This window comes from Candidatus Uabimicrobium amorphum (assembly GCF_009002475.1).
GTDB classification, from domain to species: Bacteria; Planctomycetota; Uabimicrobiia; order Uabimicrobiales; family Uabimicrobiaceae; genus Uabimicrobium; species Uabimicrobium amorphum.
Window position 1 is genome coordinate 8,951,281 of record NZ_AP019860.1, and the last position, 13,592, is coordinate 8,964,872.

General features: G+C 41.0%; 8 protein-coding genes. 4 read left to right on the plus strand and 4 right to left on the minus strand.

Features of this window, described 5'->3' with window-relative positions; translation table 11 throughout:
- Window positions 1–3 precede the first annotated feature (3 nt).
- On the plus strand, window positions 4–2,673 hold the full coding sequence (gene pulA / locus UABAM_RS31475) for a pullulanase-type alpha-1,6-glucosidase (RefSeq protein ID WP_151972009.1): 2,670 nt from the start codon (window positions 4–6) through the stop codon (window positions 2,671–2,673).
- Window positions 2,674–2,679: 6 nt separating this feature from the next.
- Window positions 2,680–3,807, plus strand: coding sequence for a saccharopine dehydrogenase family protein (locus UABAM_RS31480; RefSeq protein WP_151972011.1), 1,128 nt, complete (start codon window positions 2,680–2,682; stop codon window positions 3,805–3,807).
- A 127-nt stretch (window positions 3,808–3,934) separates the two neighbouring features.
- Here UABAM_RS31480 and UABAM_RS31485 read toward each other — a convergent pair whose 3' ends face one another.
- Window positions 3,935–6,232 carry a TonB-dependent receptor gene (locus UABAM_RS31485; RefSeq protein ID WP_151972013.1) on the minus strand — a complete coding sequence of 766 codons (2,298 nt, stop codon included), beginning with the start codon at window positions 6,230–6,232 and terminating at the stop codon, window positions 3,935–3,937.
- A gap of 188 nt (window positions 6,233–6,420) precedes the next feature.
- Here UABAM_RS31485 and UABAM_RS31490 point away from each other — a divergent pair, with 188 nt between their 5' ends.
- Window positions 6,421–7,275 (plus strand): energy transducer TonB, encoded by an 855-nt coding sequence (locus UABAM_RS31490; protein WP_151972015.1) that lies wholly within the window; start codon window positions 6,421–6,423, stop codon window positions 7,273–7,275.
- Between the two features lie 247 nt (window positions 7,276–7,522).
- Here UABAM_RS31490 and UABAM_RS31495 read toward each other — a convergent pair whose 3' ends face one another.
- The 3 genes from UABAM_RS31495 to UABAM_RS31510 form a co-directional block, all read right to left on the minus strand.
- Window positions 7,523–8,812 carry an Hsp70 family protein gene (locus UABAM_RS31495; protein ID WP_151972017.1) on the minus strand — a complete coding sequence of 430 codons (1,290 nt, stop codon included), beginning with the start codon at window positions 8,810–8,812 and terminating at the stop codon, window positions 7,523–7,525.
- Window positions 8,813–9,388: 576 nt separating this feature from the next.
- On the minus strand, window positions 9,389–10,294 hold the full coding sequence (locus UABAM_RS31505; RefSeq protein WP_151972021.1) for a leucine-rich repeat domain-containing protein: 906 nt from the start codon (window positions 10,292–10,294) through the stop codon (window positions 9,389–9,391).
- 287 nt (window positions 10,295–10,581) lie between these two features.
- Window positions 10,582–12,663 (minus strand): serine/threonine-protein kinase, encoded by a 2,082-nt coding sequence (locus UABAM_RS31510; RefSeq protein ID WP_151972023.1) that lies wholly within the window; start codon window positions 12,661–12,663, stop codon window positions 10,582–10,584.
- A gap of 258 nt (window positions 12,664–12,921) precedes the next feature.
- Between UABAM_RS31510 and UABAM_RS31515 the strand changes: the two genes are divergently transcribed.
- Window positions 12,922–13,569, plus strand: coding sequence for a hypothetical protein (locus UABAM_RS31515; protein WP_151972025.1), 648 nt, complete (start codon window positions 12,922–12,924; stop codon window positions 13,567–13,569).
- Window positions 13,570–13,592: the final 23 nt, after the last annotated feature.

The window sequence follows — 13,592 nt, forward strand, 5'->3', positions numbered from 1 at the left end:
CTCATGGCACAACAACACCATTTTGATACATGTAAAGCATACTGGTTTACATCGCAAACCGTTTTATGCAAACTGCCTACAGAAGCGAAAGATGGAGATGCACGTCTTTACTATGTAGAAAACGGTGGAGCCACGCTGCAAAACTTGCAACAACATCCGTTTATCACTTTGCAAGCTAGAGAATCAAATACCATAGCAGTTCCACGTTATTTGCAAAACCACATGCAATTTAACGTCGACGTTACCAATGAAAAAATTCGCCAACTAGTGCAGAAACAGCTCATTTTTGCCATTGTGCAAAAGGAGCAATGTCTATTTGCCACAGGAGTACAATTATGGTCATTATTTGATCATACTTTCCGCTATGAGGATTCTCTGGGTGTACAATTCACCAATGACAAACCGATTTTACGTCTTTGGGCCCCTAGCGCTAAGTCTGTGAAACTGCATTTATTTGATACGGTAAAAAATACCAAGCCACAGATTTTACATATGCAATATCAGCATCACGGCATGTGGCAAATACACGGAGAAAAGAACTGGAAAAACAAGTTCTACCTATACGAAGTCGAAGTTTTTGTTCCAAAAACAAATCGCGTTGAAAAAAACCTAGTCACCGATCCTTATTCGCTGAGTCTGGCACAAGACAGCACTCACAGCCACATTATTGATTTAGACGATGTAGATCTTAAGCCTGAAGGATGGGATCAGTTGCAAAAACCCTTACTCAAAGATTTTATGGATATATCACTTTACGAACTACATGTACGCGACTTTAGTATTTTGGACAGTAGTGTTCGTCCTGAATTCCGCGGTACTTTCATGGCATTCACCGACACCGATTCTTTTGCCATGCAACACTTGCAAAAGTTGTCACAGTACGGACTTACCCACGTGCATTTGCTTCCCGTTTTCGACATCGCCACCATCCATGAAGATAGACAACAACAAAAAACTTGTGAAATCCCCGAAAATCTGGCGCGCGACTCTAAAATTCCACAAGAACTCATCGGTAAGATCCGCGATGAAGATGGTTTTAATTGGGGCTATGATCCCTTTCATTACGCCGTTCCCGAAGGCAGCTATGCTGTCAATCCCCAAGGTAGCGCACGCATTAAAGAAATGCGTTCTATGGTTACGTCTCTTGCGAAAATTGGCCTACGCGTTGTGATGGATGTCGTATACAATCATACGCATTCGAGCGGACAGCACCAACGGTCGGTTCTCGATAAAATCGTTCCCGGCTACTACTATCGCTTGCAACAAAATGGTTATGTGCAAAATACCACTTGTTGCCCTGACACCGCGACAGAGCATGCGATGATGGAAAAATTGATGATCGATACTTTGGTGATATGGGCAAAATACTACAAAATAGACGGATTTCGTTTTGACCTGATGGGGCATCACACCGTCGATAATTTACACAATATCCGTCGTGCTTTGGATCAATTAACCCCAGAAAAAGACGGAGTTGACGGCAAAAAGATTTATCTCTATGGCGAAGGATGGACTTTTGGTTCACTACACAATATCTATCCGCAAAAAGTCATGAACCAAATAAACGCGCGCGGAACCGGCATCGGAACATTTAACGATCGTTTACGCGACACCGCACGCGGCGGTAATTTTGAACATCGCACCAAATCGGACCAAGGCTTTGTCACAGGTCTCTTTTACGATTACAATAATTGTGCTGACAACAGTGAGACGAGCGGCAATTTACAGCACCAACGTCAAAAATTAGTGAACTATGCCAATAATATTCGCGTTTCTTTGGCCGGAGGATTGGCGGATTTTCCACTATACCAAGACAATGACAAAACAGTGTATGGCTTTGAAATTGACTACCGCGGTGCTCCCTGTGGTTATACATCACAACCTTACGAATGCATCAACTACATTTCCGCACATGACAATTACACTTTATGGGATCAAATTTGTGCCAAGGCCCCTTTTCACAATAACAACAGAACACCAAATACCGCCACAACCACAGAACGCATCGCCATGCAAAATCTCGGTTTGAGTTTAGTCCTCTTGGGGCAGGGAATTCCGTTTATTCATGCCGGAAGCGAAATTGCACGTTCCAAGTCAGGAGATGGTGATAGCTACAACTCAGGAGATTGGTTCAACAAACTCGATTTATCCTATGCCACAAATAATTGGGGAGTTGGTATTCCATGTAAAGAGAAGAACTACCACGAATGGGATTTTTGGCGACCACGGTTACAAGACGAAAATTTACAAACAACAACTCCACACATATTAGAATGTTTTGCGCAGTTTTTGCGCGTGCTAAAGGTGCGTTATAGCTCCAAGCTATTTCGTCTACCCAACGCAAAAGAAATCAAGCGCCGCGTAAAATTCTTAAATGCAAATGCACAAAATCTTCCTGGAGTAATCGTGATGCTCATTGACAATAGTGATTTTGTATTTGACAAGCAGTACAAAAACATCGTGATGGCTTTTAACGCCGCTCCACAACAGGTAGAATTTTCACATGCATTACTCCAAGGACAATGGAAACTTCATCCTGCACTTACAGAACCTGTTTTCATCTCCGTTCGTGGAAAAAAACACCGTATTGACAGTAACTTGCGCGAAGTTGCGCACCACCAAAAACTTATACTGCCACCACGCAGCTGCACAGTTTATTTACAAGAGAGGTAGAAATTCATGAAAAAAATTGTTGTGTTAGGCGCTGGCCTTATGGGAAAGGCAATGGCCAAAGATTTAGCAAAAGACTATCAGGTTACCGCCGTTGATGTAAACCCAAAAAATTTAGAAGGATTACAGCAGCTCAATATCGAAACCAAAACCGCGGACCTTAGTCAAGCAGACACCATCAAGAGTTGCGTCGCACCATTTGACCTAGTCGTTTTAGCCGTACCGGGATTTATGGGCTTTGATGCTTTAAAAGCTGTTATCGAAGCCAAAAAAGATGTGGCAGACATTTCTTTTTGCGAAGAAGATTTCTTTTTGTTAGACGATTTAGCAAAAGAAAACGGTGTGACCGCCGTGGTCGATTGCGGTGTGGCACCTGGTTTAGGAAACATCATACTCGGACACCATACGCAAAACATGCAAATAGATAACTTCGAGTGTCTCGTAGGTGGATTACCCACCAGAAGATCGTGGCCATACGAGTACAAGGCGCCTTTTTCTCCCATAGACGTTATTGAAGAATACACAAGACCTGCGCGTATTATGGAAAATGGACAAATTGTCATCAAAGAGGCGTTATCTGAAACCGAACACGTGGAATTTCCCGAAATTGGTACGTTGGAATCTTTCAATAGCGATGGCCTACGCACTTTACTCAAAACCATGCAAATTCCCAACATGAAAGAAAAGACACTGCGCTACCCAGGTAGACATATTGAGTATATGAAGGTACTGCGTGAAACCGGACTTTTTTCCAAAGAAGAAATTTCGGTGAAAGGTAATAAAATACGCCCCATCGATCTCACTGCGCAATTGCTATTCCCGAAATGGAAATTTGAGGAAAAAGAACACGATTTTACCGTAATGCGCATCACCATAGAGGGTAAGGAAAACGGTGAGAACAAAAAGTATGTATACAATATGCTAGATCGTTATTGCAGTGAAACAGATACAACATCCATGGCAAAAACAACTGGATATACCTGCACAGGAGCTGCGCGACTAATCGCCGAAGGACACTTCACCCGCAAAGGTATTTGCCCTCCAGAGTACGTTGGACAACATGAAGATTGTCTGACGAAAATACTTGCGCATCTAAAAGAGAGAAATGTAAATGTTGATTTGCAGCAAGATATTTAAGAATCGTTCATTTACCTAGTTCACAGGAACTGAGGTGGAATGTAGGGGCGGACCTTGTGTCCGCCCTTTCCCCAAAATACAGTTAGATCAACATTTTGAATTACCAGCAAATCTCCTGGTTGAAGTTTTAGTAATTAAGGTCTACGGATAGAATTCCGTTAAAACCAGGCTCGTTGTTACCCGAACCGTGAACACGGTAATCTTTGTCGGTAATATTTTCAATGGCAGCGCTTACCGTAATATTATCGGTAATACGCGCTCCCGCTCTCACCGTATAAAGAGTGTAACCCGGCGTTCCTCCAGGAGGGATACGCTGCGTATCGGCGGCATCGCGTGTTGACAGGCGATCCTGCCCTCTCACCATGGTGACAACCCCCTCGGCCCAATATCTTCGCGAAGGATGATTCCAACGCAGTCCGACAAACCCCTGTGCGGGTTGCATACGGTCAATCGGTTCATCTTCTTTGTTGCTATTTGCTTCGGGAAATGTGGAAACAATACCTTCCATCCACGCAAATCCACCAAACACCTGCCACTGAGGAGTGATGTTATAGCCGGCTTCAAATTCAACACCGTGGACAAATCCATCCCCTTCGTTGTCTTTGGTTACCTCCACTTCGCCATTGATGATATTTCCCGTAGGAAAACGGATGATCATATTGTCGATTTGTGTATAGTAGTACGATCCCTGGAAGAACCAATTCGAATATTGTGCTTTTAGACCTATTTCGTAAGAAATAAAGTATTCGGGGTCTAGTTCATCTACCGGAGTTTCTATTTCGTTAGAGCGCGCACTGTTAAAACGCGTTAAGTCAGAAAGACCAGGGGAACGAAAACTCTGTGACACCCCGCCAAAGATATTCCAATTGGCATTGAGGGCCCATACGAATTTTAAACTACCAATAAAACCACCCCAGTCATCTTCAATAGACACCTCGTTACCTGTCAGCGGGTCCTCAACTTCCCCAGCTTCCAGCCATGAATGGGTGTAACGCACTCCGGGAATAATCGTAAATTGCTCGTGAATGGGCATTTCCCATTGAACATAAACGCCTAATGTGTCGTAGGTGGAATCGTCGGCAACAGGTCCCTGAATTCTTCGGCGATTAAAGGTTCCATCGGCGTTGAAGTCTTCGCGAAAAGAGCGCACAAAATCACGGTAATACTCACCACCATAAATCAGCTGACCAAACCCCACATTACTGGCAAAACGCGCCAGAAAACCAACGGTGTTTGTGGTGATTCCTTGGATGTCGCGACGTCCGTCACCGCGAATACGGTCTTGTTCCTCTGCTTGGTAGTGCCACGAAACGGTAAAAGTGGCATTGTCAAAAAAATCTTCCAAGTCATACATGCGGTATTGAATGTATGTTAAATGACGATCGTGGTCGGTACGACGACGTAGTTCATTTCCCACAGCCGAACCGCGAAAACTTTTGGCAAAAATGGTTTTGTGTGTTCTTTCGGCGTCATTTTGGTTCACACCATAGTAACCAAAAACCAGCTCTTCGTGATTGGAGAGAAACCAATTGAGTTTAAAGTCTCCTCCCATTTCGAGGTAGCCAGTTTTGTCAAGCTCATTGCTGTCACCACCAGCGATAATATTGCCAAATTTTTTATAGAATACGCCCCCCACAAAACCAAAATCGTAGCCATAGTTTCCCGAAATTTCACCGCGCGCCATATGTGATTGTTCGCCGCTGGAATATCGGTAAAACAAACGCGAATTGAGAAGTGAGTCATCACCATATCTTTCGCGTTCGCGCGTAATGGTATTGATCACCCCGCCCACAGCGTCCGAACCGTAAATCAGGGAACCCGGCCCTTTGACAATTTCGAGTCTTTCTACGGCGAAAAAATCCACGGTATTCCAGTATTGGTTAGGCCCTTCGCGAAAAATAGAGTTATTGAGTCGTATTCCATCAATGAGAAACAAGTTGCGAAATCCAGTAAATCCACGAATAAAAGGAGAACCTTGGCTATGTGCTGTCTTTTGTACCATCACTCCGGGAGTTTGTTTCAGAGCTTCCGGTATAGAGCGTACCATGCGTTCGTTGATGAGTACTTCGTGGTCAAGGCTATAGACAACACTTGGTAGGTCGAACTTCTTACTCTCTTGCGTATCAGGTGTCACCACAGTTTCGTTTAACGCCCAATTGTCATTTTCCACACTTTCGGCATTTTTTTCCTCTTGGGCTTTTTTTTGTTCTTCAACAGCCTGCTTGCGCTTCATATTGCTATTGGGAATGATCTCAAACTCAGGCTTTTTTTCATGTGGTGTTTTTTGCACATCGGATTGTTTTTCCGGTAAATTTTGCTTTTCTTGAACTTCTTGTTCTTCTAGTTCTAGAGGCTCATCAAAGATGACATCATCATCTGCGAAAATACACAACATCGTGCAAAAAATTAATAGTAGTAACTTCATACTTTTCTTCCTAAAATATCATTATGGATACCATTCTCAACTTGCTGCGTCTCATTTCTTCGCTTTAAAGGTTGTCAGATAAGTTTTTTTAGAAAAATACATTTTCGCATGAACTTATCCGATTATTTTACGTATACGAAATAAAATAACGATAGTTCACGTGAAAATATATTTTTTTGGAAAACGACATGAAAGCACACAAAAGTATCCTCATCTCCCTAGCGATTCACTTAGCGATTTTTGGCGTGTCGTTCACCATATTTGTCGGGCAAAAACAAAAAAGTAAGACCCCGATAAGTTACAATATCCAAATACACGTAGCGCGCACCACACATCTGCGCGACAACCTACACATGACTCCCACAGTTTTTGAACCCAAAATCAACGACCCACGAAGTTCTCATGTCGACATCACACAGCAAAAAGACGACTTCGCGCAACCCATCGTAGAGCGTGAACAGCGTCCTGTCAAAAACTACGAACGCTTTGGTACTCTGCGCCTAACACCCAAAAAGCCAAAAACAAAACCACAAAAAAATATCGCCAAGAGCACCGTTAAGCCGCCAAAACAAAAAACGGCCACCAATAACAAGAAATCCTCGGCAGTGGTCACCTCCAAAAACTCCGGTGGAAAGTCGCAAAGCGCTGGTGGACAACCGACAGCCGGTGGCTCGCGTTCCCATAATCCTCATGGTGATAATACTGCTGGAAAAAGAGCTGGTGCAAGAGGTGGCAGCGCTGCTGGTGGGGGAAGTACCGCGGGTGTTCCTGCGAAGATAGAAAGACCCAAGCTACGTAAGAAATACAAAATAGACTACCCGCAAGCCGCGAAAAGATTACGGCTATCGGGAAGTCTTATGTTAAAAATTAAGATTTTAAAAGATGGACGTGTCGACCAAGTTGAGATCGTCAAAGGCAGTGGAATGCGCATGCTAGACAAGGCGGCAATGAAGTCGGTAAAGACATGGTTGTTCTATCCCGCCACCAAAAACGGTAACCCTGTCAATTCGTGGATTAAGGTGCCTATTACATTTCGTTTGTAAATGTTTTGTCTCTAGTAGGAGTAGGTTTTTTAAGCTCTTTTACTAACAAACCCCCAGGTTGTTCTCTGGAACCACAAAACCACCATCGGAGTGTCATCCCTGACTTGATCAGGGATCCAGCGCTTTGAAGTTTACTTTATATTGTAGATTCCTGCTTTCGCAGGAATGACACCCCTGGGGAAAATTTAGTTTGAAACAACCTAACACCTATAGGAAAAGACTCCACTGGTATTCGGTCTATGCTGAATTAGCATACCAAGCTGCTATACCTATCATTGCATGCAATAGAGGCTAAACCCATCGCGACACTTTCGAATAAAAACTCCGTTTCTACTATTTGTGCTTGCGTGAAGTAACTCTTTAGCAAGTCTTGGAAATAGGCGATTTGCGTTGTCCCTCCGATGAGCACCACTTTGTTGACTTCGTCGCTATTCATCTGCGCGCTATTCATCAAAACAGCAAAGGCATCGAGAATGTCACTTTTGTAGAAAGAAAGTATCTCGTTGAACTCGTCTTGCGTTAGCTTTTCCTTGATTTCACGGTTGGCAATATCTAGATCAATGTCCACTTGTGGTTGGCTAGACAGTTTTATTTTCGCGGACTCCATTGCGGCAAAGATATGATGATACAACTTTTTCTGTATGCAGTCTTTTAGAAAACGCAACTCGGGGATATCGGCTTCCGCATCCCATAAGATTCGCTCTATCTCTTCGAGGATTCCTTGGTCGCGTGAACGATTCAAATCATCATCTAACAATAAAAACGGTAAAGAGTTTGGTACCAACACATTGTTACTTTTGTTATTCTTACGGTCGAGCATTTTACTGTTGTATGTCACACCCAGGCCAAAATGTTGTAGCACTTTGTGCTCGATCATTTTTTTGGTGATGTCGTGGCCTCCTAGTTTAATTCCGTGTGTTGCGAGAGGACGGATATCAAAACGCGAATGAAATTCAATCAAGTGAAAATCTAGCGTACTTCCGCCAAAGTCAAAGACAAGGGCAATATCCCCTTCGCGAAACTGCTGCAAATTGTTCACCATTGCCGCCACTGGCTCGTACACAAAAGACACTTTGCGAAACCCACTGCGCCACGCCGCTTTTTTCAAAAACGTTTTTGCTTGTTCGTTTAAATCGTCCACGGTACAAAAATTCACCGGAATTCCAATCACCACTTCACTACATTCTTGCCCGACATGTCGATCTCCGACTTTTTTCACAAACGAAATATAGTCGCAAACAATATCGACATAAGGCTTTTTCTTATCCACAACAAATGTACTATCGCTTCCCTCGATAGCTAACGCTGATTTGACGTTGCGAATAAAGCGTCCCTTGTCAGCAATAGAGTTGAGCATCATATACGCCGCATCATTGCCCATATAGCTTTCGTACTGCGTATAATATAGCAACGTAGGCAAACTGCAAGAGGACTCGGAAAGCTTGATTACATCTAGTTTGTCATTCCAAAAAACAGACAAAACGGTATTTGAGGCTCCAAAATCTAAGCCATATACAACATTTGTAGAATTCGACATAACGCACTCCTTTAATAAAGCGTCCGCTTCTTCTCTACAAAGAAACAAACTTTCCACACCAATAGAAAATTAAGCTTTAGGCCAGAAGTTAAGACACAACAACAAATGTACAAATGCAAAATACCATAACAAAACGAAGGGAACACAACGTGTCATTAGAAGGAGAAAACAGGCTTGTGTAGCAAAAGAAGCTGTTTTGCGAAGATGAAGTCCAAGTTTACGGATGAAGATAACAGTATTTGTAGTTGTACATTCTCGGGATGTTGTTTAACGCGCCTTCGCTGCAAAACAGCAGACCTATTTGCTTTATCCAATAATCCCGATAGATCGCTACATGTTTACCTTCCGAAAAGTGAATAACGAAATGCACCACTGGACTTCTATATAGATTAGATGAGTTTGTGGTAGGCAAAAGCTGTAACACATTTTTTACAGCGTGAAGAAAATAACACATAATAGGTGAAAAATCAAAACAAAAAACCACGGAATTGTGGTGAAATGTAGGGGCGGACCTAGTGTCCGCCCGTTCCCCAAATACAGTTCGACACACGTTTCTGAAGTACTAATAAAAAAATATCATTCAAAATATATAGAACAATTCGGCAACAATTTTTGCAGCCACTCTACTTGCGAACGTGTTATTGAGTTCATGTATAATTCCAGAGAGTGAAGCTTCTGTAACTTTCCTATTTCCACAGGGATTTCCTTTAGCTCGTTGCGCGATAAATCCAGCGTCATTAGATTGGTTAAATTTCCTATTTCTGCCGGCAGTTCTTTTAAGTTGTTATTCGACAAATCTAAATGGGGAATGTTCGTTAAATTTCCTATTTCTGTTGGTAATGTTTCTAAATAATTACCATGTAACTCTAACTCCTCTAGATTTCTCAAATTTCCTATCTCGCGAGGCAAGTTTCTCAAGTTACTATTCGACAGATTCAAATGTGAAAGATTTGTCAAATTTTCTATTTCCACAGGTAACCGATCAAAATGGTTCCCGTGCAAATCTAATTCCTTCAGATTTGTCAAATTTCCTATTGCCCCAGGTAGCTCACTCAATTTAAGATGCTCCAAGTTTAAATAGGTAAGATTTCTCAGTTTTCCTATTTCTTTTGGTAGTTTCTCTATCTGGTTACGTGACACATCAAGGGTAATCATCTTAGTAAAATTTCCTATAATCGCTGGCAAATCCTTTAAGAGGTTTTGCTTCAATGATAAACCAGTAAGATCAACAAAATTCTTGATCTCCATAGGAAATGCAGTAAGTTCCCTATTGTCAAAATGCAACTCAAACTCATCTGAGAATCCACAGTTTTCGAAATGACAATTAGACGCGTTTAATGCCACACTACTTCTAAAACTACAATCAGAGAAATGAGAGTTTTCTATATAATACAAATTATTTTCGTCCAAATAAAATGCGCAACATACATAAGAGGTATCACTTTCAATTTCTTGGAGTGATTCATTTTCAACTGTTTTCAAAAAATATTCTCCATATGGCAGAACTATTCATTTAAAACTAAACCCAATACTTCGAAAATACTACAACACCATATGGTAAAAAAACTATTCTATTTTTAACTTAATTTATCACTCGAATTGCCTCATTCGTCAATCATTTTTGCAACTTTTTTTGCTGTATTCCTTAATATATAAGACATTTCTTTTTGAATTCGTCAGTCATTTATGAGGCAATTCTCAATATCAAAAATTCTATTAAAAATCATATTTCTTTGACAAAATTTCAACTTTGGCACGTTCAGTTCGGTTTACTTTTCTTCCCACTTCTTTATATACTCCTGCATTTTTTCCTTTTGTCCAAGACGTCGATAACAAAGAAACAGGTGATGATACGTTTTTTTATGCCGGGGATTTAACGTGATCACTGTATGAAAGTCCTCTAATGCCTTTTTGGTATCTTCCATTTCGTAAAACAAAACCCCTCTGTGCAAATACCCCGCAAAGTTTTTACTATCGTGTTTGACCACTAAATTGAAATCCGCAAGCGCTTTGTCGTATTTTTGTAAATGGCGATATAGCACACCGCGCTGCACATATGCTCCCCAAAATTTAGGATTTATCGCAATGGCTTGGCTGAAGTTTCTTTCCGCTTTCACAAACTGTTTTTTATTGACATAAATCACCCCACGCTGAAAATACGCGCGAAAATACTTTGCATCCACTTTAATCGCATGGCTAAAGTTCTGTAAACCCACGTCTGCTTTGTTCAACTTGCGATATGTGAGACCTTTCCAAAAGTACGCATGCACATATTCAGGAACGATCGATAGTACTTTGCTAAAATCAGCAAGCGCTTCCTGATATTTTGCTAAATCATAGTATACTTGACCGCGATTATAGTATGCCTTGTAGTAAGACGGATGTAATTTGATCACCTGGGTATAGTCGGAGATGGCTCGATGAGGTTTTGCCTTTTGAAAAAGAACACCACGGTTAAAAAACGCAAAGTAATGGTTAGCATCTAGCGCAATCGCGCGATTATAATCGGCGATCGCTTTTTTTCTCTTGCCCAGTCTCTCGTATGCTTTACCGCGGTTTGTGTACATAAAATGATTTTTCACTTTTTGAAGAATTGCGGTGTAGTCTTTTACCGCTTGTAAGAGATCTTTTTCATGGTGACTTTCCAATAAGACATATCCGCGAAGAATCCGGTATTGATCGGCAGTTTGTAATTCAAGCGACTGTGCAAAAACGTCTCTCACAGGTTTTAAAAATTGGGCATCGCGAAATAAATCCACATGGCGATTTTGCCGCGAGATATATGTCAAAGATTGCAGCATCGCTTCGTTTAGCTTTTGTAATTTTTCAGAAGACTGGTCAGCTTCTTCGAGAGCAACCTGTAACTTTTGTGCCGTTTGATCGGCTTTTTTCAGGGCACCCAACGTCACAAATAGAGAGATCACGAGAGTAAGAAAAATGATCACGACACTCGTGAGCGCGAACCGGTGACGATTAAAAAATTTGTAAAATGCGTCCCACTTCGTATATTTCTTTGCGGTAATAGGTCGATTTGACTTAAAGTTTTTTAACTCGGTGTGTAGTTCTGTAAAACTTTGGTATCTCTTTTTTCTTCTTTTTTGCAAACACTTTATGCATATCGCTTCCAAATAAGGTGATATCTGCGGACGAATCTGTCGCAAAGGGATAAAGTCATTGCGAATGATCTTATAAAAAATATTCATCTGATTATCCCCTTGGTACATCGTTCGATACGTCAAGGCCTCATACATCGTTGCTCCCACGGAATAGATGTCACTGGCATAGGTCGCTTTTCCTAAAACTTGTTCAGGAGCCATATAATGAATCGAGCCGATAATCGTTCCACTTTGCGATAAATTCTGGCGATGGGCACTATCAATTTTCGCCACCCCAAAATCCATCACCTTTACCACCCCCTGCGTATCGATCAAAATATTGGAGGGTTTAATATCGCGGTGTATAATGTTGCATTGGTGCGCATGTTCCAACGCTTTGCAAATTTGCATCATCACCTCCACCAACCACAAAGACTTCACATTATGCTCTTTGATCTTTTTGTCAAGTGTACAACCTTCGATATACTCCATGGTAAAGTAAGGTTTTGGTGTGGTGGAAAATTCATAAAAACGAACGATATTTGGATGATTAAGACGTGCAAGAGCTTTAATCTCTTGGGAAAAACGCTCATAGTCGTCTTGGGAAAAACCTTCTTTGGTGATTAGCTTCAAAGCAACATAAATATCGTATTGTGTATCGTAGGCTTTATAAACAACTCCCATGCCTCCACGACCAAGTTCTTTCTCGATGATATATTTGCCAAAGTTAGCCGTATTTGAATTTTGATGGTTCAATGGAATCTCTCTTTTTTACTTAACTAAAAAAAAATATGCAAAGCCGACATTTATGTGACATACTATATGCATAATAACTACATTCATACATTTATGATTTGGTAAAAATTATATCGAAACGATATAACCCAAAAGGTTGCAAATCTTTTTGGTTGTATTCTACTTCAGACATTTGAATACCTTTATATTTCATACCAAATGTCGTTGTAGGCTGTTTTTATATATATTACCAATATATCCTTAGTTAAGGAGCGTATAATGTATGGACACATATTCGCAATTATATTTTTAATTTTTATTATACTAAGTTGTTACATCGTAAAGAAATATGCGACAAAGTTTAGCATCAAAAATTCTCTTTATGGCATATTATTTACAACACTTATGGTTTTTGTGTGGGCAATGACTTCTCCGTGCTTATGTAGAGAACGTGTCCCGCTAATATTAATAGTACTTCCTGCTCTTTTTATTTTAGTAATTTCTGCCGCTGTTCCACAAAGAAAAATACGTAAAATTTGTTGTTACTCCATTGCAATCACAGCATTTATCCTAACAGAATTTCACGCAACATTGCATCATGGAGGTGGCTACACAAGTCGACAGAACTACGCACAGGTAAAAAAAGAGGAACGTAAATACATCATGTTGAGTTACATAAAGTATTTACCATACACAGTTGAATACAAAAAATATCCTGCGGGTTGGGTGAAAGATATGAATCTACCACTAGATGAAAAAATCATACAGTCGTTTGATATTTCATTGCCGGAAGGAGTGGTGACACATTGGCACTCGTTTTTCACTTCTTTATACAAAAAGAAACCGGAAAAAAACTACAGCTTGTGGTTCCCTGGGGGTATTTTTGAAAAGCACATCACCAAAGCGCACCTAAAAGCCTACGAGTAATCTTACTGCACTAATATAATAAA

Bases quoted from the DNA above. Each gene is read 5' to 3' on its own strand.
- UABAM_RS31485 (WP_151972013.1), bottom strand. From the start codon at position 6,232: ATGAAGTTACTACTATTAATTTTTTGCACGATGTTGTGTATTTTCGCA.
- UABAM_RS31480 (WP_151972011.1), top strand. From the start codon at position 2,680: ATGAAAAAAATTGTTGTGTTAGGCGCTGGCCTTATGGGAAAGGCAATG.
- UABAM_RS31515 (WP_151972025.1), top strand. From the start codon at position 12,922: ATGTATGGACACATATTCGCAATTATATTTTTAATTTTTATTATACTA.
- pulA (WP_151972009.1), top strand. From the start codon at position 4: ATGGCACAACAACACCATTTTGATACATGTAAAGCATACTGGTTTACA.
- UABAM_RS31495 (WP_151972017.1), bottom strand. From the start codon at position 8,812: ATGTCGAATTCTACAAATGTTGTATATGGCTTAGATTTTGGAGCCTCA.
- UABAM_RS31490 (WP_151972015.1), top strand. From the start codon at position 6,421: ATGAAAGCACACAAAAGTATCCTCATCTCCCTAGCGATTCACTTAGCG.